Annotated in this window: 21 protein-coding genes; 15 read left to right on the plus strand and 6 right to left on the minus strand. The window is 63.9% G+C overall.

The genetic code is table 11. The annotated features are described in order from the left end of the window. Positions 1-23 precede the first annotated feature (23 nt). The 5 genes from CTR2_RS10270 to cobT all read left to right on the plus strand — a co-directional run bounded on the left by CTR2_RS10270 (position 24) and on the right by cobT (position 4,498). Positions 24-809 carry a HipA family kinase gene (locus CTR2_RS10270; protein WP_087084657.1) on the plus strand — a complete coding sequence of 262 codons (786 nt, stop codon included), beginning with the start codon at positions 24-26 and terminating at the stop codon, positions 807-809. After that, positions 796-1,197, plus strand: a complete 402-nt coding sequence (locus tag CTR2_RS10275) for a DUF3037 domain-containing protein (protein WP_034392377.1) — start codon at positions 796-798, stop codon at positions 1,195-1,197. The genes CTR2_RS10270 and CTR2_RS10275 overlap by 14 nt, the downstream gene beginning before the upstream one ends. Before the next feature lie 3 nt (positions 1,198-1,200). Further along, positions 1,201-2,667, plus strand: a complete 1,467-nt coding sequence (locus CTR2_RS10280) for a cobyric acid synthase (RefSeq protein ID WP_087084169.1) — start codon at positions 1,201-1,203, stop codon at positions 2,665-2,667. A 105-nt stretch (positions 2,668-2,772) separates the two neighbouring features. Next, positions 2,773-3,201: a hypothetical protein gene (locus CTR2_RS10285; protein ID WP_087084656.1), complete on the plus strand. Its 429-nt coding sequence runs from the start codon at positions 2,773-2,775 to the stop codon at positions 3,199-3,201. A gap of 184 nt (positions 3,202-3,385) precedes the next feature. Beyond that, a complete protein-coding gene (cobT, locus tag CTR2_RS10290; protein ID WP_087084655.1) occupies positions 3,386-4,498 on the plus strand; it encodes a nicotinate-nucleotide--dimethylbenzimidazole phosphoribosyltransferase in 1,113 nt (370 codons plus the stop codon). Positions 4,499-4,553: 55 nt separating this feature from the next. Here the strand turns inward: cobT and nth are convergent, their stop codons facing one another. From nth to CTR2_RS10305, 3 genes are all read right to left on the minus strand, one after another. Further along, entirely contained in the window at positions 4,554-5,210 is a 657-nt protein-coding gene (gene nth / locus CTR2_RS10295; RefSeq protein ID WP_087084168.1) for an endonuclease III, read from the minus strand. Between the two features lie 87 nt (positions 5,211-5,297). Continuing rightward, positions 5,298-7,007: a ShlB/FhaC/HecB family hemolysin secretion/activation protein gene (locus tag CTR2_RS10300; protein WP_176391674.1), complete on the minus strand. Its 1,710-nt coding sequence runs from the start codon at positions 7,005-7,007 to the stop codon at positions 5,298-5,300. Between the two features lie 132 nt (positions 7,008-7,139). Continuing rightward, positions 7,140-8,645: a collagen-like triple helix repeat-containing protein gene (locus CTR2_RS10305; protein WP_087084167.1), complete on the minus strand. Its 1,506-nt coding sequence runs from the start codon at positions 8,643-8,645 to the stop codon at positions 7,140-7,142. A gap of 299 nt (positions 8,646-8,944) precedes the next feature. On the opposite strand from CTR2_RS10305, the gene CTR2_RS10310 reads away from it, so the two are divergent. Together CTR2_RS10310 and CTR2_RS10315 are read left to right on the plus strand one after the other, a co-directional pair. Then, complete coding sequence (locus tag CTR2_RS10310) at positions 8,945-10,141, plus strand: aminotransferase-like domain-containing protein (protein WP_087084166.1); 1,197 nt, start codon at positions 8,945-8,947, stop codon at positions 10,139-10,141. After that, positions 10,138-10,359, plus strand: coding sequence for a SlyX family protein (locus tag CTR2_RS10315; RefSeq protein WP_003063015.1), 222 nt, complete (start codon positions 10,138-10,140; stop codon positions 10,357-10,359). The genes CTR2_RS10310 and CTR2_RS10315 overlap by 4 nt, the downstream gene beginning before the upstream one ends. Before the next feature lie 125 nt (positions 10,360-10,484). On the opposite strand, the gene CTR2_RS10320 is transcribed toward CTR2_RS10315, so the two are convergent. The 3 genes from CTR2_RS10320 to CTR2_RS10330 form a co-directional block, all read right to left on the minus strand. Further along, positions 10,485-10,628, minus strand: coding sequence for a DUF3149 domain-containing protein (locus tag CTR2_RS10320; protein WP_012837967.1), 144 nt, complete (start codon positions 10,626-10,628; stop codon positions 10,485-10,487). A 215-nt stretch (positions 10,629-10,843) separates the two neighbouring features. Beyond that, the gene (locus CTR2_RS10325) at positions 10,844-12,271 is read right to left on the minus strand and encodes a M20 family metallopeptidase (protein ID WP_087084165.1); all 1,428 of its coding nucleotides are present in this window, start codon (positions 12,269-12,271) and stop codon (positions 10,844-10,846) included. 74 nt (positions 12,272-12,345) lie between these two features. After that, positions 12,346-13,371 carry a tripartite tricarboxylate transporter substrate binding protein BugE gene (locus CTR2_RS10330; RefSeq protein ID WP_087084164.1) on the minus strand — a complete coding sequence of 342 codons (1,026 nt, stop codon included), beginning with the start codon at positions 13,369-13,371 and terminating at the stop codon, positions 12,346-12,348. Positions 13,372-14,091: 720 nt separating this feature from the next. On the opposite strand from CTR2_RS10330, the gene CTR2_RS10335 reads away from it, so the two are divergent. The 8 genes from CTR2_RS10335 to CTR2_RS10370 all read left to right on the plus strand — a co-directional run bounded on the left by CTR2_RS10335 (position 14,092) and on the right by CTR2_RS10370 (position 24,216). Continuing rightward, positions 14,092-16,761 (plus strand): winged helix-turn-helix domain-containing protein, encoded by a 2,670-nt coding sequence (locus tag CTR2_RS10335; protein ID WP_087084163.1) that lies wholly within the window; start codon positions 14,092-14,094, stop codon positions 16,759-16,761. Positions 16,762-17,061: 300 nt separating this feature from the next. Then, positions 17,062-18,120: a phosphotransferase family protein gene (locus CTR2_RS10340; RefSeq protein WP_087084162.1), complete on the plus strand. Its 1,059-nt coding sequence runs from the start codon at positions 17,062-17,064 to the stop codon at positions 18,118-18,120. A 20-nt stretch (positions 18,121-18,140) separates the two neighbouring features. Continuing rightward, positions 18,141-19,391: an acyl-CoA dehydrogenase family protein gene (locus tag CTR2_RS10345; RefSeq protein WP_238707657.1), complete on the plus strand. Its 1,251-nt coding sequence runs from the start codon at positions 18,141-18,143 to the stop codon at positions 19,389-19,391. 10 nt (positions 19,392-19,401) lie between these two features. Beyond that, positions 19,402-20,199 (plus strand): enoyl-CoA hydratase/isomerase family protein, encoded by a 798-nt coding sequence (locus CTR2_RS10350; protein ID WP_087084161.1) that lies wholly within the window; start codon positions 19,402-19,404, stop codon positions 20,197-20,199. A 47-nt stretch (positions 20,200-20,246) separates the two neighbouring features. Then, positions 20,247-21,248: an NAD(P)H-dependent flavin oxidoreductase gene (locus tag CTR2_RS10355; protein ID WP_087084160.1), complete on the plus strand. Its 1,002-nt coding sequence runs from the start codon at positions 20,247-20,249 to the stop codon at positions 21,246-21,248. Further along, the gene (locus CTR2_RS10360) at positions 21,248-22,861 is read left to right on the plus strand and encodes a class I adenylate-forming enzyme family protein (RefSeq protein WP_217896243.1); all 1,614 of its coding nucleotides are present in this window, start codon (positions 21,248-21,250) and stop codon (positions 22,859-22,861) included. The genes CTR2_RS10355 and CTR2_RS10360 overlap by 1 nt, the downstream gene beginning before the upstream one ends. A gap of 14 nt (positions 22,862-22,875) precedes the next feature. Next, a complete protein-coding gene (locus tag CTR2_RS10365; protein WP_087084159.1) occupies positions 22,876-23,682 on the plus strand; it encodes an enoyl-CoA hydratase/isomerase family protein in 807 nt (268 codons plus the stop codon). 9 nt (positions 23,683-23,691) lie between these two features. Further along, on the plus strand, positions 23,692-24,216 hold the full coding sequence (locus CTR2_RS10370) for a MaoC family dehydratase (RefSeq protein WP_176391672.1): 525 nt from the start codon (positions 23,692-23,694) through the stop codon (positions 24,214-24,216). Positions 24,217-24,367 lie beyond the last annotated feature (151 nt).

Consider the following 24,367-nt stretch of genomic DNA (forward strand, 5'->3'; position numbering starts at 1 on the left):
CCATGGACACTGAAACCTTGAAGCTGCGCTCGGTGCTGGTGGAGCGCTATGTCACGCCGCTGCGTGAAGGCGGCTCCATGCCGGCAATTGTCGAGACCGACGATCTGGGCACCTATGTGCTCAAGTTCCGGGGAGCCGGGCAGGGCGTGCGCGCGCTGATGGCCGAGATCATCTCGGGTGGCATGGCTCGCGCGCTGGGCCTGCCGGTGCCCGAGATCGTGCTGCTGCACTTGAACGGCGACCTGTCCCGCACCGAGTCCGACCCCGAGATTCAGGACCTGATTCGCGCCAGCGACGGGCTGAACGTGGGGCTGGACTATCTGCCGGGCTCCATCAACTTTGACCCGGCAGTGGACGCGGTGGACGACGACTTTGCCTCGCGCCTCGTGTGGTTCGACACCCTGGTCAGCAATGTGGACCGCACGGCGCGCAACACCAATATGCTGATGTACCAGAAGCAGCCCTGGCTGATCGATCATGGCGCGAGTCTGACGTTTCACCATGCCTGGAATGGAGTGGTTACCGATCCGGCCAAGCCTTTTGCGCCCAGTGCCGAGCATGTGCTGCTGCCGCAGGCCAGCCAGCTGGCGCAGCTGGATGCGCAGCTGGCCGCCAGGCTGGGGCCCGAGGTGCTGAAGAGCATTCTGGACGAGGTGCCCGACTGCTTTCTGGAGCAGGCCGCCGCCGACAAAGAGGGCGATGTGCTCAAGAATGTGCAGGCCCATCGCGCGGCCTACGTGAATTATTTCGTGGCCCGGCTCGCCGAGCGTGGCCGCTGGTTGCAAGGAGTGATCGATGCACGCGCATGAGGTCTACGACTACGCCATCGTGCGGGTAGTGCCGCGCGTGGAGCGTGAGGAATTTGTGAACGCGGGTGTCATCCTCTCCTGCCAGCGCACCGGCCATCTGCAGGCGGCCGTGGCCCTTGACGAACAGCGTCTGCTGGCGCTGGACCCGAATGTGGATCTGGAGGCCGTGCACCGTCACCTGGGCTCCATCGTGGCCATCTGCGAAGGCCGGGTCGATGGCGGGCCGATTGCGCAGCTGCCCATGCGTGCACGCTATCACTGGCTCACGGCCAAGCGCAGCAGCATCATCCAGACCTCGCCCTCGCATATGGGCATGTGCACCCATCCCGGCGAGGCGCTGGCCCGAATCCTGCAGCGCGTGGTGCTGCCGATCCCAACCGAGACCTGAGACATGACAGCACGTTGCATCATGGTGCTGGGCACCAGCAGTGGCGCGGGCAAGAGCTGGGTGGCTACGGCACTGTGTGCCTACTACCGCAGCCAGGGCCTGAAGGTTGCGCCGTTCAAGGCGCAGAACATGAGCAACAACGCGCGCGTTGTGGCCACGCCCGAGGGCCGCTGGGGTGAGATCGGCACGGCCCAGTATCTGCAGGCGCTGGCCGCGGGTGCGGTTCCCGATGTACGCATGAACCCGCTGTTGCTCAAGCCCGAGGCCGACACGCGCAGCCAGGTCGTGCTGTTCGGACAGGTCAATGACGAGCTGAGCGCCATGCCCTGGAGGGGGCGCAGCCTCAAGGTCTGGCCGCAGATCGCGCAGGCGCTGGACGAGTTGCGTGCCGAAAACGATGTGGTGGTGATCGAAGGCGCCGGCTCCCCGGCCGAAATCAATCTGCATGCGAGCGATGTGGTCAATATGCGCGTGGCCAAACATTGCAACGCACATTGCCTGCTGGTCTCGGACATAGACCGTGGCGGCGCCTTTGCCCATCTCTACGGCACCTGGGCACTGCTGCCCGAGGATGAGCAAAAGCTCATCAAGGGTTTTGTGCTCAACAAGTTCCGGGGCGATGCAGCACTGCTGGCACCGGCGCCCCAGATGCTGGAAGAGAAGACGGGGGTGCCCACGGTGGCCTGCATTCCCATGCAGTTCCAGCACGGTCTGCCCGAAGAGGACGGTGTGTTCGATGATCGCGGCAGCACGGGGGCCGGGCGGGCCGTACACACCACGATTGCCATCATCGCCTATCCGCGCATCAGCAATCTCGATGAATTTCAGCCCCTGCTGCAAGTGCCGGGCGTGCGCGTGGTCTGGGCTCGCTCTCCCGCGCAACTCGCCGAGGCGGACTGGGTCATTTTGCCGGGCAGCAAGGCCACGGCTGCCGACCTGGCCTGGATGCGTGGACAAGGGCTGGATGCAGCCGTCGTTGCTCATGTCGGACTCGGCAAGCGTGTGCTGGGTATTTGCGGCGGTCTGCAGATGCTGGGCGAGGCGCTGATCGATCTGCATGGAGTGGACGGCAATGCCGCAGGCCTGGGCCTGCTGCCGCTGGCGACCCTGTTTGCGCAGGACAAGACCGTGCAACCCACGACCCTGCAACTGCCTGCGCTGCAAGCCCCATGGAATGCCCTGAGCGGCGTGCCGGCACGTGGCTACGAGATCCACCACGGCCAGACCCAGCTGCGAGCCGACATGCAGGCAGCCAGTGTGCGACCGGCTCAGGAGTTGTTGCCCGGCATGCTATGGCAGGGAGGCAACAGCGCTGTCATCGGTACCTATCTGCACGGCCTGTTTGAAAACGCCGAGGTGATCCATGCGCTGTTCGGCCACGATGCACCCAGTCTGGAGCAGGTGTTTGAGCGGCTGGCGCAGGGCGTGGAGCAATGGTTTGAGCCGACCGCGCTCCAAGCGTTGGCCTGATTTGTAGGATTGTTCCTGCGGACGCATAGCCGCTGAACCGATAAGCCCAGCCTGAGAGTGCGTGCAAGCTGACCGAGCTATTCACTTTTTGGAATGGAGTTGCGTATGGCTTTTTTAAAGGTTCAGACTCTTCAACTGGCTTTGGGTGCAGCGCTTCTGTCGCTGGCAGGCATGGCCAGCGCACAAGTGGATGCAGCCAAGCCGGCGGCTGAGGCAGCTGCGATGGATGCGGCCAAGCCTGCGATGAAAAAGCACCACCACCGCCATCATCACAAGGGCCAGCGCCCCATGCGCGAGAGCAATTCGTCTTCACGCGAGGCGATGGCGGCAAGTGCCGAAGCCAAGAAGGGCAAGCTCGACGACGGCCAAGGCCTCAGCCAGTACGAGCGCAATGCCTACGCCCGCTGCGCGGTGTTCAAGACCGAAATCGACCAGCAGGCCTGTATGGCGCGTGTCAAGGACGGCGCTGTCAGCGGCTCGGTCAAGGATGGCGGCATCCTGCGCGAAATCACGGTTGAGGAAGTCATTCGCTGAGGCTTTTACCGCGTCTTCAGCCAAGGCCCTTAGGGGCCTTTTTTCATGCTGCTCCTGAGCAATCGGCGAACTTGGCGTTGCGGTGCCGATGAAAGCGCGATACTTGCAGGATCCCAAAAACGTGCCTTCCGCATCCCGGTGGTGGATGGCACTCAGGCCTGATGCACCGGGAATGACTGCACGCATGAGTTCCGCTTCCTTTTCCGAATTCCTACCGTCCGCCATCTGGTCCTGCCCGCAGGTGCAGGACATCCATGACGCGGCGCTTCAAGCCCGTGTCCAGCATCGCCTGGATTTCAAGACCAAGCCCCAGGGATCGCTGGGCGTGCTGGAACAACTGGCCTTGCGCATTGCCAGCATCGTGGGTTGCGAGACTCCCAATCTGTATGCACCGCAGATGGTGGTATTTGCCGCGGACCACGGATTGGCTGCTCAGGGTGTGTCGGCCTATCCGGTCGATGTGACCTGGCAGATGGTGGAGAACTTCCTCGCTGGCGGCGCGGCCGTGAGCGTGCTGTCTCTGCAGAATGGAATTGATCTGAATGTGGTCGACTGCGGCGTGGCCCGCGACTTTGAGGTGCGCGAGCAAGATCCTGCACACAAGCTTCCCAAGGCCCATGAGCCACGCCTGTGGCGGCGCAAGGTGGCCTATGGCACGGCGGACTGCAGCCAGGGCCCGGCCATGAGCGAAGCGCAATGTGCGATGGCGCTGCGCAATGGCGGGGAATTGGTCAAGAAACTGCCGGGCAATGCACTGTTGCTGGGCGAGATGGGTATCGGCAATACGTCCAGCGCGTCATTGCTGCAGGCGCGTCTGTGCGGCGAGCCGATAGAGGAGGTGACCGGGGCGGGTACGGGCTTGAGCAGCGAAGGCCTGGCGCGCAAGATCGCCGTGCTCCGTCAGGTGCTGGATCTGCATGTCGACGTGCAAGATCCCCTGGCCGTGCTGGCAGCCATGGGCGGACTGGAGATCGCCACCATGACGGGAGCCGTTCTGCAGGCCGCTGCCGAACGCCGCCTGATCGTGGTGGACGGCTTTATCACCACGGCCGCCGTGCTGGTGGCCAGCCGCCTGCAGCCCCATGTGCTGCAGCGCTGCGTGTATGCGCATCGATCGGGTGAACCGGGTCATGCCCGCCTGCTGGCCCACCTTCAGGCCCAACCCATGTTGGACTGGCAGTTGCGTCTGGGTGAGGGTTCTGGCGCGGCACTGGCCTGGCCGCTGCTGCGCTCGGCCTGCACCATGCTCAACGAAATGGCCAGTTTTGAATCGGCCGGCGTCAGCGGCAAGAGCTGAGGCACTTGCAAAAATATAGCTGCAAGCGCCTTGTGTATATGTGCTTGAGGCGTTTTCAGCTCTTTTTTCCAGTTGCCGGTGCCGGGGTTTTGGGCGTGAAATCGCAGTATCTAGAAGCCACGCATTCCCAGCAGCGGGGCTTGCGCGCCTGGCAGACATAGCGGCCCAGCAGGATCAGCCAGTGATGGGAGTCCACTGCGTATTCGTCGGGTACGCGCTTGAGCAGTTGCTTCTCGACTTCCAGCGGATTCTTGCCGGGTGCCAGCCCCGTGCGGTTGCTGACGCGGAAGATGTGCGTGTCCACGGCCATGGTGGGCTGACCGAAAGCCACGTTGAGCACCACATTGGCGGTCTTGCGGCCTACACCGGGAAGGGCTTCGAGCTCTTCGCGGGTTCTGGGTACTTGGCCGCCATGCAGCTGAACCAGCATGCGGCAGGTCTCCATCAGATGCTTGGCCTTGCTGCGGTACAGGCCTATGGTCTTGATATAGCTCTCCAATCCCTCGCCCCCCAGATCCAGAATGGCCTGCGGAGTGTTGGCAACAGGAAAAAGCTTGCGCGTGGCCTTGTTCACCCCTACGTCGGTGGCCTGGGCAGACAGCAGCACGGCGGTCAGTAGCTCGAACACCGTGGTGTATTCCAGCTCGGTTTGTGGCGTGGGGTTGGCGGCCTTGAGCGCAGCAAAAAACGGCGCTATATCGTTTTTCTTCATGGGCGATATTGTGGCTTGTGGTTCGTGGGACCGAACAAAAAAAGCCGCTGCGTTGCACAGCGGCTCGGATGCCATGGGCTGGGCGGCTCAGGGGTCCAGGTTGTAGCTCAGCACCAGGCTGTAGCGCAGCTCCCGCTCGGGGTTGTTGACGGAGCGGTCGCCCAGCGGCTTGCTCATGGCAAGGTCGAGTGCGTAATGGCGGCTGTCGGACAGGCGCAGCCCCAGGCTGGCAGAGCGCAGCGTATTGCCGCTGACGCCGTTGGTCTGCTGATGCGTGCGTGCCCACTCATAGAGCAGATAGGGTTCGGCCGACTTGATCCAGGCCTGGTTGATGAGGAACTGGTAGTTGAGCTCGGCACTGGCGCCTACGCCGGAATCGCCTGAGAACTCGCCAGCCTGATAGCCGCGGCCGAAGCGGGTGGAGCCAAAGGAGATTTTCTCCGGGACGGGAAGAATGTCGGCACTGTATTGCCCGCCCACGGCAAAAGCGGCGCCCATCTTGTTCGCGAAGCGATGGCGCTGTGCATAGTCGGCGGTGATGCGTGTGAAGTCCAGCTTGGCCGGGTTTTCATATTTTTGCAGAGTGCCCTGCCGATAGTAGAGGTCCAGATTCTTGTAGGCTCCCAGGCTGTCCAGGCCGTGGGCCAGCAGGACCGAAGCCGAACGGGTAGTGGTCTTGCCAAAGGACGCCCAGGCCATTTGCGCATAGAGCGTGCGAACCTTTTCCTCACGCAGCAGGGAGGCCTGGCTATCGGCCAGTTCACGGCTGTAGTTGATGGCATACAGACCCGCCGTGGTGCTGAGCTGGGTGGTATTGCTCAAGATCCATGGGTGGCTGATATTGAAGTCCAGCTTGCGCTGCTGTGTCAGGTCATCAATGCCGGGAACGCGCGTTGCCGGCGGGTTGAAGCTGCGATAGTCGGAATAGCTGACACGTGCCTGCGTGCCCTCGGGTGTCAGCTGCTGAGTGAAACCGATGCTGCCGAAACGCTCCTTGTCGGGGTTTTGCAACATCGCCGAAGCCTGAAGCTGGCTGCCTGACCACAGAGGGTCGTTCAGGGTGAGGGAGGCAATGATGCGCGGTGTGGGCTTGCGCGCTTCGCCCCCGACGGTGACGGCAATGGGCTTGTGCTTGGATTTGATGACCAGGGGCACCGCACCATCGGTGGTGGTCGGCAGATTGGCCGACGCGGTGATCTGCACTCCTGGAAGGCGTGCCATCAGCTGGGTCTGGTGCTGAAAGGTTTTGGTGGTCAAAGGCCTCTCATTGAGCAGCGGCTGGGCAATTTCGCGTATCTGGTCCTCGGAGCGACCGAAATTTCCCTCCAGATTCAAGCTCTGCACATAGCCTTCGACCACGATGACCTGCACCGCGCCATTGGCAAAGTCCTGCGGAGGAAGGTAGGCAAAAGAAAGGGCGTAGCCATGGCGTTGATACAGCTCGCTGACCTTCTGGGTCGCGGCATTGAGCTCGCCCACCGTATGCGTGCCGTTGATGAAGGGCGTGAAAAGCGCGCTGACCTCTTCGAAAGGAATCGCCGTGCTTCCCTGCACGTTGACGCCACGTACTGCGACCCGGAGGTTGATGAGATCCTGAAGACTTGGCTGGGGCTTGTCTATCTGCACCGGAACCTGCCTGGGCTGCTGTTGCAGATTCCTTGCGGATTCGGGCGTCTGGGGCAGGCTGTTGAGCGGATTGCCGCCCTGCTGTGACCAGGCCAGAGGAGCCCAGGCCGCAAGTGCCAGTGCCTGAATCCTGTAGCCGATGCGGCCCTGTGGTTTTGCTTTTGACTGCAAAAGTCCCTCCTGTTCTATTTTTATGGCTCTCATTGTTCCCTACATCCCCAGAACTGGGTATGGGGCTGTCGTAAAAAAGCCCGCCTGAAGGCGGGCCAGGCTCAAGCGGTGCACTGGCCACCGCTGTTTCCCTTATTTGCTGGTGGCTACCGCTCCACCGCCCAGGCCGAGCGCCAGATTGCCGCCCAGCAGTCCACCCAGCAGGCCACCCGAGGCGCTTGCACCACCTGCAGCGCCTGCACCAGCCGCGACATTGGTCACGCCGCCCAGCACGCCGCCCACGAGGCCGGTGACCGTGCCCACGGTATTGCCCACCAGGCCCGTGACTGCGGTGCCGGCATTGCCGCTGCCTCCTGTTGCTCCGCCTGCTGATCCTGCGACACCGCCGACCAGCCCGGTCACGCTACCCAGCACGCCACCGACCAGATTGCCTGCTCCTGCAACTGGGCTGCCGGCATTTCCGCCGCCGCTCACGCCACCGGTCACGCCGCCCACCAGGCCTGTGACCGAGCCCAGCACGCCGCCGACGATATTGCCGGAGCCGCCGGCAGAGCCACCCGCGCCGCCCGTGACATTGCCGAGCACGCCGCCGAGCAGGCCGCCGTTAGGCGTGCCGGGACCTGTCACCACGCCACCCAGGCCGGCCACGGTCTGACCGACACCCGAAACCACGCCGCCCAGCGGAGCCACAACCGGAACCCCGGTGCTGGTGACGGAAGCTCCCACATGATTGACCACACCGCCCACGGTGCCCAGCAAGCTGTTCACCGGCTGGCCCAGGCCCGTGGTCTGAACCAGATTCTGGGTCGTGCCCAGGACGGTGCTCAGTACCGGTGTGGCGACCTGGCTGACCTGAGTCGTAAGACCCGAGACCAGCGGGTTGCCGGTCAGCTTTGCCACCGTGCCTTCGACACCGGAAACGGTGGTGCCAAGGATTTGCACCGTGCCGCCCGCCAGGCCCGCCACATCGCCGACCACGCCAAGCTGAGGTTTGTCCAGCGCACTGACCGTCTTGCCTGCCGAAGTGACCGCAGCGCCGAGATAGCCGACAGCAGGAGCCACGCCTTGCAAGGTGGTGCCGATGGGGTCGGCCGTCTTGCCGATCTGGCCCAGGCCTGCGCTGACGCCGCTACCCACACTGTTGACGGCATTGTTCACATTGCCAAGAATTCCGCTGGCCGGCTGGGCCACACCGCTCAGAGGCGTGCCGTTGGTGGCCGTGCCCAGAGTGGAGGTCACGATGTTGTTGACGTCGCTGATGACGCCACTTGTTCCGGAAAGCGTTCCTGTGACATCCGCCACGGTGTCGCGCACCGGCGTGAGCGGAGTGCTTGCCACAGGCGGGTTGCCCGTGCCGCCATCACCCCCGCCGGTGTTGCCACCACCGGTACCGCCGCCTGTGCCTCCACCAGTGCCACCGCCCGTTCCGCCTCCGGTACCGCCACCAGTGCCACCTCCGGCAACAACATCTCCGCCGCCGGTGCCGTCGGGTCCGAGGTCGCTGCGCAGAGAGCCGCTGGAGCCACAGGCAGCCAGACTGGCAACCAAGGCTACGGCACACAGGCTGCGCAGGCTTAACGGGGTCTTGCCGTCAATGGCAACAGACAGTGCCTTGCCGGTAAAAGTAGTAGTACGCATAAATCCTCCATCCCAAAAACAAGTGAAAAAATCCGTCAAATACGCGGTCCGTTGATCGGTAGGCGTATGTTCTTGTCAGAGGCTTGGCGCTGTCCAATTCAAAGTTTGAGACACGAAGTTATGCGCAATTAACAATTGCTATCAACTTTTGTATTTTGGTAGGAGTTTGATTACTTGCGGCATGGAATAGCGCCTACATAAAAGCCACTTCCTGTCTCTGGGGCGATTCGCGCGCCACAATGGGCATCTGCCGCTCAAGCAGCGACGAGATTCCCGTAGCGCTTTAACCAAGAAAACGTATGCAATTTGCCAAACGACTCGATAACGTAGAAACCTCTGCGATCCGCGAACTCTTCAAGCTGCTGGGCAAGCCAGGCATCATCAGCTTTGCGGGCGGCTTTCCGGACAGCGCCATGTTTGACGTAGCGGGCATCAGCGCTGCCTCCGCGGCAGCCCTGCAGCAGGAGGCGGGAGCCGCATTGCAGTACGGTGCGACAGAGGGCTACCATCCGCTGCGCGAGCAACTGTCGTCCTTTATGGCCGGCAAGGGCGTGCCCGATGTGGCGCCCGATCAACTCATCGTCACCACCGGCAGCCAGCAGGCGCTGGACCTGCTGGGCAAGACCATGGTGGGAGAGGGTGACAAGGTCATCGTCGAAGGCCCGACTTTCCTGGCCACGATTCAGTGTTTTCGCCTCTATGGCGCAGAGGTGATCTCCGCCCCTGTGGATGAGCATGGTGTGAAGACCGACGAACTGGAGAAGCTGATTGCCGAGCACAAGCCCAAGCTGGTCTATCTGATCCCGACCTTTGGCAACCCCAGTGGTGCCATGCTGAGTCTGGAACGCCGCAAAAAGGTGCTGGAGCTGGCCGTCAAGTACCAGACTCTGGTGGTGGAAGACGACCCCTACGGCGATCTGTACTTCAATGAAGCGCCTCCTGCCAGTCTGCTGTCGCTGACACGCGAAGTCCCCGGCAGCCGAGAGTGGCTGGCTCACTGCGGTTCCTTGTCCAAGGTGCTCAGCCCTGGTCTGCGTATCGGCTGGCTGATCGCACATCCCGAATTGCTTGCTCGCGCCGTGATGTGCAAGCAGTTCAGCGATGCTCATACGAGCACCTTTGCCCAGGCCACTGCAGCCCAGTATCTGAAGTCCGGCGCCATGCCCAAGACCCTGGCCCATGTACGCGAGGTCTATGCCAAGCGCGCGGAAACCATGGGTGATGCGCTGCGCGAGCAACTGGGCGATGCCGTCGAGTTCGTGCAGCCTGCCGGCGGCCTGTTCATGTGGGTGCGCCTGACGGGCGCGCGTGGCCAATTGGCGGATGCGGCCGTGCTGGCCAAGAAGGCCATTGAAGAGGGCGTGGCCTTTGTACCGGGCGCTCCGTTCTATGCACAGAACCCTGATTCGGCGACCTTCCGCCTCTCGTTTGCCACGGCTGACGAGGACAAGATTCGCGCAGGCATTGCTCGCCTTGCCAAGGCGCTGAAGTCATGAGCGACAGTCACGAGGCCTTGCAAGAGCGAATCATGGAGCTGGAGATCAAGGCCAGCTACACCGAGGATTTGCTTGAGCAACTCAATATGACGATCTACCGCCAGCAGCAGCAGATCGATCTGTTGATCAACGAGGTGAGGGAGCTCAAGCGCCAAGCGCCAGAAGGCGGGGGCGCGATGGTGCGCAATCTGCGCGACGAGCTGCCGCCGCATTACTGAGCGCGCTGGGCGATGCGCTCAAGAAAAAGGCCGGAGTGAAAGCTCCGGCCTTTTTTGCACTCAAACCGCGTCATATCGCCAGCAACCCAAGGCAGTGCATGCGCAGTGCGCTATGAAGTCTGGATTTACTCCAATGGGGTGCTGGCGACGTTCTTCATCTTGCCCAGGAAGAGGCGCGTAAAGAAAGCGGCCATGACGATGATCAGCAAAATCACGGCCAGGCTCATCAGCCCGTAGTCGGTGGAAAAGAGATCAATCATCAGCTTCATGGTGCCTCCCTGTTGAGTTTCCGCAGTCTTGCGGCATGTCTCACTATGGCCGCTCGGTCTGGCCGGGGGCTTGTGCTGCATCAAGCTTTGGCTGCTGTCGCTTTGAGGCAGAGCAAGCTGGCGCGCATGGCGAATCCTCAATCCTGGCGGGCGCTTGCAGGGATTTTTGCTTTGAAGTTGCCGAAATTCCTTTCAGAGGAGGAGCCGCTGCCAACTTACTTTCGCAAAAAGGGCAGGGCTACCTCTTCTGGAATGGGGCAGACATAGGGCTTGCCCTCGCGGCGTTGCACTAGTTCTTTCTTGGCGCGTTCAAGCAACTCGGGCTGGGCGAACAGTTCCACAGCGGTGGCGGTCAGAATTTTTGCGGCGTGCACCATGCCGGTGTGAGCCAGGCCGGACTGCCCTTGCGACACCATCTGCCAGGAGTGCAGCGGTGTGCCAAAAGCATAGCAGGCCACCCAGGCCTGAACCGTGGGCGTGATCCAGCTCACATCGGCCACGTCGGTGGAGCCGAACATGATGTCTTTGGCGTTCGGGTCGTAGGGCGTCAGACCTTCAAAAATGGCCGGCACCTTGCCGCGCAGCACACTGGCCAAGGGGCGGCTGACGGCATCGACATCGTTTTTGTCCAGCGTGGCCTGGAATTGGCCGGCAACAGCATGCGCCTGCGCATCGGCTTGCAACTGTCCCAGTGCCTGCATCTGTGCATGCATCACGCTGTTCAGCGTGCTGTTTTGCAGCAGATTGGAGCAGGCCTTGTCGAAGACGATTTCGAGCTTGCAGTCCGTCATCAGCGCGGCACCACGCGCCACGTTCTGAACGCGCTCATAGAGTTCGCTGGCTTCGTGGTTGCGTGCTGCCCGCACCAGATACAGCACTTCGGCGCGCGCCTGCACAACATTGGGCGACAGACCACCGCTATCGGTGACGGCGTAGTGCACGCGGGCGTCCGAGGGCATGTGCTCGCGCAAATAGTTCACCCCCACGTTCATCAGCTCCACTGCATCCAAGGCACTGCGGCCCAGGTGGGGCGAGTGCGCGGCATGCGATGCCTTGCCGTGGAAGACAAACTTTGCCTGAATATTGGCCAGCGTGCTTTGGCTGAACAGACCGGTGTAGCTGGCTGGGTGCCAGGTCAGTGCTGCATCCACATCATCGAACACGCCGGCGCGGGCCATGAAGGTCTTGCCGGAGCCGCCTTCCTCGGCTGGACAGCCGTAATAGCGCACACGCCCGCTCGTGCCGGTGCTTTTCAGGTGCTGTTGCAGCGCAATGGCGGCAAAGTGCGCAGAAGTTCCCAGTAGATGGTGGCCGCAGCCGTGGCCGGCCAGACCGGGGCTGTCGGTGGACGGGGTGCAAACCAGAGCACCGCTTTGCTGGTTCAGGCCTGACAGGGCGTCGTATTCACCGAGCAAGGCAATGACCGGGCCTGCATCGCCCCATTCGGCCATGAAGGCGGTGGGAATGCCTGCTACATCGCGGGTGATGCGAAAGCCAGCCTGCTGTAGCGCATCGATGTGCAGTTGGACCGAAGCGTTCTCGGCATAGCGCAGCTCGGCCAGAGACCAGATCTGGTCGGCCAATGCCGTCATGCGTGGTGTCTCGCGTTGAAAAAAATCCTGCAGGGCGCTCATCGCTTGCATGGCAAAAGGGTCCTTGAGCTGTGGTGAAGAAGATAGGGCATGAAGAAGCAACCGGCGGGCTGCAGGACGGGCTCTTATTCGGGCTTGACGCCGGTCTTGTCGAGCAGGGCCTTGTTGCGCTTGAGTTCGGCGGCGATCTGGGCTGGGAACTGGGAGGGCGCCGCCTCGGTCGCTGTAGCGCCCAGATTCTTCAGATGCTTTTGTACCTCGGGCAGGTGGACTGCTTTGACAGCTGCGTCCTGCAACTGTTTCACGATGGGGGCTGGTGTGTTGCTGGGGACGACCAAACCGAACCAGCTGATGCCCAGCTCATTGAGTTCGTCGTAGCCCAGTTCCTTGAAGGTCGGCACATTGGGCAGGTCGGGCGAGCGGCCATGTGAGGCGACCACCACGGGAAGCAGCTTGCCGCCCTTGATCTGGGGCATTGCCGAGGGCAACTGATCGGTCATGATCTGAACCATGCCGGCCAAGGCGTCATTGAGTGCAGGGCCGTTGCCGCGATAGGGCACGATCTGGATCTGGGTCTTCATGGTTTCGTTGAACGAGGCAACCATCAGATGTCCCAGCGTTCCCAGGCCTGGCACTCCGGCACTGTAGGTGCCTGGCTGGGCCTTGACCTTGGCGAGAAAGTCCTTGAAGTTGTTCACGCCCATCTTGGGGTGGGCCATATAGACCGAAGGCATGGTCACCAGATTGGCCACCGGCAGCAGCTTGCCCTCAATCTTGCTGGCGCGTTTGTAGAGCAGGGGGTTGATTGTGGCCGTGCTCACGGTAGCCATGCCAATGCTGTAGCCGTCCGGAGCTGCCTGGGCGATGGCCTCGCTGCCGATCAGTCCTCCTGCGCCGCCCTTGTTGTCCACGATCACCGGTTGCCCCAGCGTGGTGTGCATGCCTTCGGCAATCACGCGGGCCACGATATCGGTGGAGCCGCCGGCGGCAAAAGGCACGATGAGCTTGACAGGCTTGCTTGGATAGGCGTCGGCGGCCAGCGCCTGCGGCGCGGCCAGGGTCCACAAGGAGCTGGCAATCGCCAGCGAGAGCAGGCCGAAGCTGCGATTGAGGCTATTTGTGCAGCCGCGAGTGCGTGAAGAGGTGGGCATGGAGGGCTCCTGAAAGATATCGGCCGACGCGTGCCTACACCATCAGTGCTGTTCACGAACTTCTGCCGTCATGGAAATGAAATATAGAAATTCCGGAGCCTTGGCAGTACATGTTATTTTCCGCTAGCTATAAGCTTTGCCGATACCTTGGGTGCACCGCGCTATGTGGAGGGCGATGCTTTCCAGTAAAAACCCTTATGCTTCTCGCGATCATTGATCATGTTTGCCATGGTGTTTTTCTTATTAAGGTTCGTCGCATCTAGCAAAGTTCGTCGATGTTTTTCGCAACAAAGTTTGTCGTGGGGATGTAAGAGTGGGATCTTCATTACAGAAGTGGCTCCGTAGCCATTGAAGGGAAGGCGTAGATAGGAATTTGAGCTCTCAGGAGGTCGTTGATGTGCGTCTTTAGAGCCGCTTGTATATTTGCAGTTGTCGGTCTGCGCAAACAGCCGATAGCGGCTCTGGTCCCTCACCCCGACACCTGTAACAAGCCGCTTTTAGGGCATTCGGCATGATCGCCACATGCGGCGACATTGCGCTAGGGCATTCGCTGGTCGGCATGGGTGCAAGTCTGATGGCCGCGTTGCTCCCTGCTCTGCGACAGCAGAGTGGCCGTCACAGTCGGAGATCAGGCTGGCACAGCGAATGTGACCGTGATTGAGCGGCTGTGGGAGTCGTGACACCATCATGAGATAGACATACCGGGCAACGATAAAAACAGTGAACGAGACAAATCCCACACTGCCTCGATTGGAGCCTAGGCGCATCGAGCGCAAACACCTTCTGGCGCGCTTGTCTGAGGCCCGAAGCAAAACCTGCCTCTTGATCCACGGCCCGGCGGGCAGCGGCAAAACTTCGCTGGCCCTGCAGTGGCGGGCGCAGGCGCTGACTTTTGGCCATGACGCGGCTTGGGTGACGGTGCAGCCCGGCGACGACGGGTATGCGCTGATGGCCGCGCTGTTCGATTCGCTCGACCGCGTTGACCGCGACATCGCACGCGAGGCGCGGCTGCTGTTCAACCGGGGGGGCGAGGCGCGCGCGGATGCCATTGTCATCGCCTTGCTGCGTGCTTTTCTGGCGCGCAGCCGGCCTTTGCTGGTGGTGATTGACGATTGGCAGAACATGGGCGACATGCGCGCGGGTGCGGCGCTGCAGACCTTGCTGGATTTTGCGCCACCCGCCTTGCGGCTGGTGATCGTCTCGCGCAGCATGCCCCAGCTGCGCCTGGCGCGCCTGCGCGACCAGGGCCTGCTCGAAGAGATCGGCCCCGCCGAGCTGCGCTTTACCCTGGAAGAAGTGCAGCAGTTTTTGCAGGCCCGCCAGCCGCGCAGCACCAGCCCGGCCATGGCGCGCCAGCTGCTGGAGGTGACCGATGGCTGGGCTGCAGGCCTGCAGCTGCTGGCGCTGCAGCCGCGCACCCCCGCATCTCCGGTGCAGAACGCGCAGGACTTCAGCGCCTACTTCAACCGCGAGGTGCTGTGCCAGGTCGACAAGGACGAGATCGATGCGATGACGCGACTGGCAGCGGCGCGCAGCTTCAACCAGGCGCTGGCCATCACCATCGCTGGCGAGCCCGTCGGCCCCGCCTTGCTGGAGCGGCTGCAGCGCGAGAACCTGTTTGTGCTGCCGCTGCAGGATGCCGCCAGCCAGGGCTGGTACCGCTTCCACCCCTTGTTTCGCGAGCTGCTGCTGACCCGCTTCCAATCACTGCCGCAGGCCGAGCGCCAGCGCACCCATGCGGCCCTGGCGCAATGGCTGGGTGCCCGGCGCCATCTGCGCGATGCCGTGCACCATGCGGTCGAGGCCGGGGACATGGAGCAGGCCGTGCATTGGGTGGAACGCTGGGCGCGTGCTTTGTTTTTGAACGGGCAGCTGCAGCAGCTGGTGCGCGCCGTGTCCGAGCTGCCGCGCGCCATCGTCAATGCCCGGCCGGCGCTGCTGCTGTGGCTGGGCTGGACCCAGCTGTGCTACTACAAGCTCGCCGCCTGCCACGAGACCTTGAATGCGCTGCGCACGCAGCTGGGCGAGCGCGACCATGAAGGCCGCGCGCACTGCGTGCTGCTGGCCTTCTCGCTGGCCTTGCAGGAGGATGACCTGGGCACCGCGCAGGCCTTGCTGCCCGAGCTGATGTCCATCCAGCAGGGCGATGATGCCGTGCTGGTGGGCGGCAAGCGCAACCTGCTGGGCTGGATGTACGGCCACAGTGCCGAGTACGAGAAGGCGCGCGAGGTGTTGCGCGGCTCGCCACCCCTACTGGAGGACGGCACGCCGCTGCTCGACTCGGCCTTTGGCCATTTGATGACCGAATCGCTGCGCGGCCTGTCCTGGCTGTATGCCGGCGATGTGCGCCATGCCGAACCGGTGCTGCGCGATGCGCTCGCCCATGCCGAAAAAACGCTGGGCCGCCATAGCGAGATGGCCTGCAATGCCGCCGCCTACCTGGCGGCCGTGCTGTATGAGACGAATGAGCTCGACGAGCTGCGCCAGTTGCTCGACGGCCGGCTCGACACCACCGAGCGCGTGGTACTGCCCGATGCGCTGGTGACCGTGGCCCTGGTCTGCGCACGCTTGAGCCGGCTGGACGGCAACCCGCTCGAAGCGATCGAGGGCCTGGCGCGCATCGAAGAAATCGCCCAGCGCCGATCCCTCGACCGCCTGCTGGCCTTTGCGATGGGCGAGCGCGTGCGCTGCCTGCTGCAGATGCGCGATCTGGAGGGCGCGCGGCAGATGCTGGGCCAGCTGGAGCTGCTGGCCCAGCGCCATGCCGATGCCCACAGCCCCGTGAGCCTGCGCATCACCGGCATGGCGCGCTACACGCAGGCGCTGTTCCACGAGGCCAACCTGGATGACCGCGCCGCGCTGGAGGCGCTGGGCGAGCGCGGCCGGGACGACAGCGCGCTTTTGCAGCGCCGCGACCGCTGCGCCACCTTGGTGCTGCGCGCCTTGCTGCTGAGCCGCCTGGGCCGGCAGGAGCAGGCTTTGGAGGTCATGCGCGATGCCTTGCTGCAAGGCCAGGAGCTGGGCCTGGTGCGCAGCCTGCTCGACCTGGGTGAGCCCGCGCTGCTGCTGGCCGAGGCCTGTGCCCAGACCTTTGGCGCCTCCGATCCTCTGCTGGCATTTTATGTGGAGCGGCTGCAGCAGCAATCGCAGCGCTACCGCAGCCTGCAGCAGCCCGAGGAGGCGGGGCTCAGCGAGCCGCTGTCCGAGCGGGAGCTGGAGATCTTGCGGGCGCTTGCGCACAGCATGTCCAACAAGCGCATCGCCCAGGTACTGGGCATCTCGCCCGAGACCGTCAAATGGCATCTGCGCAATGTCTACGGCAAGCTCAAGGTGGTGGGCCGCGATGATGCCGTGGCCCGGGCGCGCGACCTGGGCCTGGTGCAGGGCTGATCGCCCACATGGCAGGGGGAAACCCGAGCCACCCACATCGGGTGGGGGCGGGGTGGAGCGGCTGGCCGCATGATGGCTAAAAATAGCAAAGACAGGAGACAAGCCATGTTCATGCCACATCGCTAGGCGGATTGCGCACCTGATCCCATCTACAGCCCCAGCACTGGCGCTGTAGCGCTCCGCCGTCCTGTGCGCAGCTAAGCGCCTTTTTTCCAACGTCAACACCACGATGCCGTCTGCGGACGGCCTGGGCGCAGCTTTGCCTGACTGCGATTGCAACCCATTCAATCCCCTTGCTCGATGACTCCCTCCAGCTCCCCCTCTACCCACCCGCAAGTTTTTGACCCGGCCCGCTTGGACGGCTTTCTGCGCGCGCAGTTGCCAGGGCTGCAGGGAGAGATGGCGCTGCAGGTCATTGGCGGCGGGCAGTCCAACCCGACCTTTTTTGTGAGCTACGGCAGCCGGCACATGGTGCTGCGCAAAAAGCCCGCTGGCGAGGTATTGCCATCGGCCCATGCGGTGGACCGCGAGTACCGCGTGATGAAGGCGTTAGCAGCTACGGCGCTGCCCGTGCCGCAGATGCTGCTCTACCACGCAGGCAGCGATGTGGTCGGCACGCCTTTCTACCTGATGGAAAAGGTCGAAGGGCGGGTGTTCAACGACAACGCACTTGCCGGCATGCGCCCGGCCGAGCGCCGGGCCATCTACCTGGCGATGGCCGACACCCTGGCCACCCTGCATGCGGTGGACTGGCGCGCCGCCGGGTTGGAGGGCTTTGGCAAGGAGGGCGGCTTTTTTGAGCGACAGCTGCACCGCTGGAAAAAGCAGTGGGATCTGTCGCGCATAGCACCCAACCCGGCCATAGATGAGCTGCTGGCCTGGCTGGGCGCAAACCGCCCCAGCGATGAGGAAACCACGCTGACCCATGGCGACTTCAAGCTCAACAACCTGCTGTTCCACCCCACGGAGGCGCGGGTGGTGGCGGTGCTGGACTGGGAGCTTTCCACCCTGGGCCATCCGCTGGCCGATGTGGCCTTCAACACGGTGGCCTGGCGCACCCTGCCCGAGGAGTTTGGCGGGCTGCGCGGGCTGGATCTGGCGGCGTTGGGCATTCCGTCCGAGTCCGAATACCTCGCGCACTTCTACCAGCGCGCCGGCCGCAGCGATCCTGCCCGCCAGGCCGCCCCTTTCCACTGGGCCTTTGCGTTCATGCGCTGGGCCGTCATCTTTGAAGGCATTGCCGCCCGCGCCGCGCGGGGCAATGCGGTGGCCGACAACGCCTCGGAGGTGGGCGCCATGGCCCAGGCTCTGGCCCAGCGTGGGCTGGAGGCGATCGAGACTCCAGCGGCAGTGTTTTGAATTTTTTACAGGAGACGCTCTTGAACTTCCAGTACCCCGAGGACACGCAGCAGATGCAGCGCACGCTGCGCCAGTTCATGGAGCGCCATGTGGTGCCCCGCTACCACGACTACGAGCGCATAGCGGCTACGGGCGCTTACCCGACCGAGGTGGTCGAGCCGCTAAAGCAGCTGGCGCGCGAGGCCGGTTTGTGGAACCTTTTCCTGCCCGGCTTGCGTGACGATGAGCCCGGCACCCGCATGAGCAATATGCAGTACAGCCCGCTGGCCGAGATCATGGGCCGGGTCTACTGGTCGGCCGAGGTGTTCAACTGCAATGCACCCGATACCGGCAACACCGAGCTGCTGCACCTGTTTGCCACGCCCGAGCAGCATGAGCGCTGGCTGAAGCCCTTGCTCGACGGCAGCATCCGCTCCTGCTTCTCGATGACCGAACCCGATGTGGCCTCGTCCGATGCCACCAATATCTGCACCACCATCCGCCGCGAAGGGGATGAGTACGTGATCAACGGCCGCAAGTGGTTCACCACCGGTGCGCTGCACCCGAACTGCAAGTTCGCCATTGTCATGGGCGTGAGCGACGAGAGCCCCGATGCGCCCCGCCACCAGCGCCATTCGATGGTCATCGTGCCGCTGGATACGCCGGGCCTGAACATCGTGCGCAACGTAGCGATCATGCACCACCACGCCCCCGAAGGGCATTGCGAGGTGACCTATACCGATGTGCGCGTGCCCGTCAGCAACCTGCTGGGCGAGGAGCACAGCGGCTTTGCGCTGGCGCAGGCGCGCCTGGGCCCTGGCCGGGTACACCACTGCATGCGCACCATTGGCCAGTGTGAGCTGGCGGTGGAGATGATGTGCGAGCGCGCACTCACCCGCCGCGCCTTTGGCAAGCACCTGAGCGATTACGCCAATGTGCAGGACTGGATCGCCCAGTCCCGCGTCGAGATCGACCAGGCGCGGCTGCTGGTGCTGCAGGCCGCCTGGAAGATGGACATGTTCGGCAATAAGGCGGCGCACATCGATGTGTCGGCCATCAAGCTGGTGGCGGCGCAGCTGCAGACCCGCGTGCTGGACCGCGCCATCCAGGTGTTCGGCGCCATGGGCATCACGCCCGATACGCCCCTGTCCTACCTCTGGTCCTGGGGCCGGGCGATGCGCTTTTTTGACGGCCCGGACGAGGTGCACCTGCGCGCCATTGCCCGCGCCGAGCTGGCCCGCGCACGCGACAACCTGGGCGCCACCGCCGCCTACTACAGCACCAGCCACTGAAGAGCTTGCGATGACCTATCCCGACCAGAACCCGGACGGCAGCGTGCTGCACTGGCGCAGCGGCGCCGTGGCGCATATCCGCTTCAACCGCCCCCAGGCGCTCAACGCCATTGACCGTGGCATGGCAGCCGCCTTTCACCCGGCCTGCAAGGACATTGCCGGCGACCCGCAGGTGCGCGCCGTGCTCATCACAGGCGAAGGCCGGGCCTTTATGGCCGGTGGCGACCTCGATGAAATGCGCGCCGATCCGCAGCAGGCCGCTGCGCAGCTGATTGCCGGCATGCATGGCGGCATCCGCCTGCTGACGGCCTTGCAGGCCCCCGTGGTTTGCGCCGTGCAGGGCGCGGTGGCGGGCGGCGGCCTGGGGCTGATGCTGGCCTGCGACCTGGCCATTGCTGCCGAGGGCACGCGCTTTGGGGTGGCCTATCCGCTGATCGGCGCAAGCTGCGACTGCTCCACCTCCTGGGGCCTGCCGCGCGTGCTGGGCCTGCGCAAGGCGATGGAACTGGCGCTGCTGGGCGACAACCTGGAGGCGGCCGAGGCCCTGCGCCTGGGCCTCGTCAACCGCGTGGTGGCCAAGGACCGCCTGGCAGCCGAGGCCGAGGCCCTGGTGCAGCGCCTGGCCCAAGGCCCGACTCATGCGCTGGGCCATATGAAGCAGCTGCTGCGCAGCGTCCTGGAGCGCGGGCTGGATGCCCACCTCGACAAGGAAGCCGACAGCTTTACCCAGTGCGCCGGCACGGCCGATTTTCAGGAAGGCATCAGCGCCTTCCGCGAGAAGCGCGCAGCGCGGTTTCAAGGCCGCTGAGCAGTTGATCGACCAACCCATTCATGAACGCAAGCCACAGGCATCCTATGAAGACACGTATTACGCAATTGCTGGGCATCCGCTACCCCATCATCCAGGGCGGCATGCAGTGGGTGGGCACGGCGGAGCTGGCATCGGCCGTCTCCAACGCCGGCGGCCTGGGCGTGCTGACTGCGCTGACCCAGCCCACGCCCGAGGCGCTGGCGCGCGAGATCGCCCGCTGCCGGGAGATGACGGACCAGCCCTTTGGCGTGAACCTGACGATTCTGCCCTCGGTCAAGCCGCCCCCCTATGAGGCCTACCTGGATGCGGCCATCGACAGCGGTGTGCGCGTGCTGGAGACCGCCGGCAACAGCCCCGTGGCCTTTATCGAAAAAGCCAAGCGCGGCCATATGCGCATCGTCCACAAATGCACCAGCGTGCGGCATGCGTTGTCGGCCGAGCGCAATGGGGTCGATGCCGTCAGCATTGATGGCTTTGAATGCGCCGGCCACCCGGGCGAGGACGATGTGGCCGGCCTGGTGCTGATCCCGCTGGCCGCCCGCGCGCTGCGCATTCCGGTGATCGCATCCGGCGGTATTGCCGATGGGCGCGGGCTGGCCGCTGCGCTGGCCTTGGGCGCCGAAGGTGTGAACATGGGCACGCGCTTTTGCGCAACGATCGAGGCACCGATCCACGACGACATCAAACGCGCCTTGGTCAAGGCCGGCGAGCGGGATACCCAGTTGATCTTCCGCACGCTCCGCAACACCGGCCGGGTGCTGAAGAACGCGATATCGGACCAGGTGGTGGCCACCGAGCGCCGGCCCGGCGGCTGCGAGTTTGCCGAGATCCACTCGCTGGTTGCCGGTCAGCGCGGCCGCGCCGCGCTGCACAGCGGCGATGTCGATGGCGGTCTGGTCTGGGCCGGCCAGGTGGTTGGCCTGGTGAACGATGTACCCAGCTGCGAAAAGCTGGTGCAGCGCATGGTGGCCGAGTGCCAAGAGGCATTGGCCAGCGCCGCGCGCCGCGCTGGCGTGCCCGAGGCGCCCGTGCTGCAGGAGGCTTGATGACCATGACTCCGTCCACACCCACCCCCCAGCTGAGGCTGGAAACCCATTACGACCAGCGTGTGATGCGCTGCTTTGCCGAGCGGCCAAACGATGTCATCACCATGTGGCAGCAGGCGGCCCGGCGCCAACCCCAAGCCGAGGCGCTGGTCTGCGGTGCGCAGCGCCTGAGTTGGGTACAGCTGCAAGACCGGGTCATGCGCGTGGCAGCCGCGCTGCGCACACGCGGTGTCGCCAAGGGCGACCGCGTGGCGCTGCTGCTGGGCAATGGCACGGAGTTTGTGATCGCCTCTTACGCCACGATGGCCATCGGCGCGGTGGTGGTGCCGCTGAGCATCCGCGACCAGTCGGCCGGCATTGGCTACATCCTGCGCGATTGCGAGGCGGTGGTGCTGATCCATGATGCAGCGCTGGGCGCCGTGGTAGCCGGCATGGGCGAGACGCCGGCGCTGCGGTACCAGGTGGCGGTGGGTGGCGCGCCGGATGCGGCCCAGGCCTTTGCGCAGTTGCTGGCCCATGCGCCACTGCCACAGTGCGAGGCCTTGGACGAAGAAGACCTGGCCATGTTGGTCTATACCTCGGGCACCACCGGTTTTCCCAAGGGGGCGATGCTGACGCATCTGGGCATTGTGCATACCATCCTGCACTACGCGCAGGCGCTGGGGCTGGATGCCACGGTGCGGGGTTGCGCCGTGGTGCCGCTCAGTCATGTCACCGGGTTGGTGGCGCTGATGGCAGTGACTCTGGGCCTGGGTGGCGCCCTGGTAGTGGTGCCGCATTTCAAGGCAGCCGAGATGCTGCCGCTGGCCGCCCAGGAGCGCATCAGCTTCACGATCATGGTGCCGGCGATGTACCAGCTGCTGTTGCTGCAGGAAAACTGCCGCCAGCATGACCTCTCGCACTGGACCGTGGGCGGCTTTGGCGGCGCGCCGATGCCGCCGGAGACCATCGACCGGCTGGCGCAATGGCTGCCAGGGTTGCGCCTGTCCAACTGCTATGGCGCGACCGAGACCACCTCACCGGTGGCGGTGATGCCCGCGCAGCTGACGCGCACGCATCTGGCCAGCGTGGGTCTGGCGCTGCCCTGCGCCGATATCGCGGTGATGGACGACGATGGTCACCCCTTGCCGGCCGATGAGGTCGGTGAGCTTTGGCTCAAGGGCCCGATGGTGGCCAAGGGCTACTGGAACAACCCGCAGGCCACGCAGGAGAACTTTGTTGATGGCTACTGGCGCAGCGGCGATGTGGGCCGCATGGACGCGCAGGGCTTTGTCTATGTGATGGACCGCCGCAAGGACATGCTCAACCGGGGTGGCTACAAGATCTTCAGCGTGGAGGTGGAAAACGCCTTGTGCGAACACCCCGATGTGCTGGAGGCCGCAGTGGTGGCCAAGCCCTGCCCGGTGCTGGGTGAGCGCGTGCATGTGTTTGTGACCTTGCGAGACGACAAGCACACGGAGGCCGAGGCGCTGCGCCGCTTTTGCGCAGAACGCCTGGCCGACTACAAGGTGCCCGAGAGCTTTACCGTCAGCCGCAATCTGCTGCCACGCAATGCCAACGGCAAGCTGCTTAAGCGCGTGCTGCGCCAAGAGCTGCTCGCCGCCCAGGCTTGAAGGAGGGCGCCCGCATGCCAACAGATGCCGCCACCCTGGAGACCCTGCAGCCGGGCATTGCGCTGCTGCGTCTGACGCGCGCCGCGCGCCTCAATGCGCTGAGCCTGCCGGATTTGCAGTTTCTGCACGGGCTGCTGGATACCTGCCTGTCGGATGCCAGCCAGCGCGTGCTGGTCATCACCGGCGACGGGGAGGGCTTTTGCGCCGGCCTGAACCTCAAATCCTTGCTGGATGAGAACGGGCAGATGCCGGCCACGGTGCGCGAGAACATGGATTTGCAGCAGAGCTTTGCTGGGCTGGTGCAGCGCCTGCGCGATACCCGCGTGGCGGTGATCGCCGCCGTCAACGGCGTGGCGGTGGGCGCAGGCATGGCGCTGGCCTTGGCGGCGGATGTGCGCTTTGCCGCGCAGCAAGCTGCCTTCCATGTGGGCGCCGTCAAGATCGGCATCACCGCCGGCGAATGCGGCATCAGCTACCACCTGCCGCGCCTCATCGGCGCCGGGCGTGCCTTTGAGCTGATGCTGAGCGGCCGCCCCGTTGCATCGGACGAGGCGCTGCGCATAGGGTTGGTCAGCGAGGTGCTGCCAGCGGCCGAACTGCTGGAGCGGGCCTTGCAGTGCGCGCGCCAGATCGCCGCCCATGCGCCTTATGCCACGGCCCACACCAAACGGCTGATGTGGCAGAACCTAGATGCCCCGAGCCTGGCCGCAGCCATCGAGCTGGAGAACCATGCCCAGGTGCTGGGCCTGATGACCGAGGATTTCCAGGAGGCTGTCCAGGCTTTCTTGCACAAGCGCAGCCCCGTGTTCCAGGGGCGCTAAGGAGGCGATATGAACGAATTACTGAACCCGCCCGCCCAAGACCGTGGCCTGCAGGTGCCCGTCTGCCAAAACGTCGACGATCTGCAAGCCCTGACCGGCTCCGAGCTGTATGTCAGCCCTTGGGTGGAGGTGGACCAGAACCGCATCGACCGCTTTGCCGAGGCGACCGGCGATTTTCAGTGGGTCCATGTGAACCCGGCGCGTGCGGCGCAGGAGTCCGGCTTTGGCGGCACGATTGCGCATGGCTTCCTCACGCTTTCCCTGCTCGGCAAGCACTACGAGGACTTTATGCCCAGCCTGCTTCCGTTTTGCGACCTGGGCATCAACTACGGCCTGAACCGGGTGCGCTTTATGCAACCGGTGCGTGCGGGCAGCCGGCTGCGCAGCTGCTTTGTGCTGACGGAGGTCAGCTTGGTTGCCGGTGGTGTGCAGATGCTCTTCAACGCCACGGTAGCGCTGGAAGGCCACAGCAAACCCGCTTGTGTGGCCGAGTCGGTGGTGCGCCGGCTGTTCAAAGAAGGAGGCGTGCGATGAAGACCCTGATGCGCGAACAGTTTGGCCCGCCGTCGGCGCTGCAACTGCGCGATCTGCCTGCGCTGCAAGCGGCGCTTGGCGAGGTAGTCGTCGTCGTGCCGTAGCACTTAAACAACCAAGCATTTCCCGATTTCCCTGTTTCCGTCTTGAA

This window comes from Comamonas thiooxydans (assembly GCF_002157685.2).
Lineage (GTDB): Bacteria > Pseudomonadota > Gammaproteobacteria > Burkholderiales > Burkholderiaceae_C > Comamonas > Comamonas testosteroni_H.

What these genes read in the sequence shown, in the direction of transcription:
- CTR2_RS10275 (WP_034392377.1), top strand. Translation starts at nt 796, where the DNA reads ATGCACGCGCATGAGGTCTACGACTACGCCATCGTGCGGGTAGTGCCG.
- CTR2_RS10280 (WP_087084169.1), top strand. Translation starts at nt 1,201, where the DNA reads ATGACAGCACGTTGCATCATGGTGCTGGGCACCAGCAGTGGCGCGGGC.
- CTR2_RS10285 (WP_087084656.1), top strand. Translation starts at nt 2,773, where the DNA reads ATGGCTTTTTTAAAGGTTCAGACTCTTCAACTGGCTTTGGGTGCAGCG.
- cobT (WP_087084655.1), top strand. Translation starts at nt 3,386, where the DNA reads ATGAGTTCCGCTTCCTTTTCCGAATTCCTACCGTCCGCCATCTGGTCC.
- nth (WP_087084168.1), bottom strand. Translation starts at nt 5,210, where the DNA reads ATGAAGAAAAACGATATAGCGCCGTTTTTTGCTGCGCTCAAGGCCGCC.
- CTR2_RS10305 (WP_087084167.1), bottom strand. Translation starts at nt 8,645, where the DNA reads ATGCGTACTACTACTTTTACCGGCAAGGCACTGTCTGTTGCCATTGAC.
- CTR2_RS10310 (WP_087084166.1), top strand. Translation starts at nt 8,945, where the DNA reads ATGCAATTTGCCAAACGACTCGATAACGTAGAAACCTCTGCGATCCGC.
- CTR2_RS10315 (WP_003063015.1), top strand. Translation starts at nt 10,138, where the DNA reads ATGAGCGACAGTCACGAGGCCTTGCAAGAGCGAATCATGGAGCTGGAG.
- CTR2_RS10320 (WP_012837967.1), bottom strand. Translation starts at nt 10,628, where the DNA reads ATGAAGCTGATGATTGATCTCTTTTCCACCGACTACGGGCTGATGAGC.
- CTR2_RS10325 (WP_087084165.1), bottom strand. Translation starts at nt 12,271, where the DNA reads ATGCAAGCGATGAGCGCCCTGCAGGATTTTTTTCAACGCGAGACACCA.
- CTR2_RS10330 (WP_087084164.1), bottom strand. Translation starts at nt 13,371, where the DNA reads ATGCCCACCTCTTCACGCACTCGCGGCTGCACAAATAGCCTCAATCGC.
- CTR2_RS10340 (WP_087084162.1), top strand. Translation starts at nt 17,062, where the DNA reads ATGACTCCCTCCAGCTCCCCCTCTACCCACCCGCAAGTTTTTGACCCG.
- CTR2_RS10350 (WP_087084161.1), top strand. Translation starts at nt 19,402, where the DNA reads ATGACCTATCCCGACCAGAACCCGGACGGCAGCGTGCTGCACTGGCGC.
- CTR2_RS10355 (WP_087084160.1), top strand. Translation starts at nt 20,247, where the DNA reads ATGAAGACACGTATTACGCAATTGCTGGGCATCCGCTACCCCATCATC.
- CTR2_RS10360 (WP_217896243.1), top strand. Translation starts at nt 21,248, where the DNA reads ATGACCATGACTCCGTCCACACCCACCCCCCAGCTGAGGCTGGAAACC.
- CTR2_RS10365 (WP_087084159.1), top strand. Translation starts at nt 22,876, where the DNA reads ATGCCAACAGATGCCGCCACCCTGGAGACCCTGCAGCCGGGCATTGCG.
- CTR2_RS10370 (WP_176391672.1), top strand. Translation starts at nt 23,692, where the DNA reads ATGAACGAATTACTGAACCCGCCCGCCCAAGACCGTGGCCTGCAGGTG.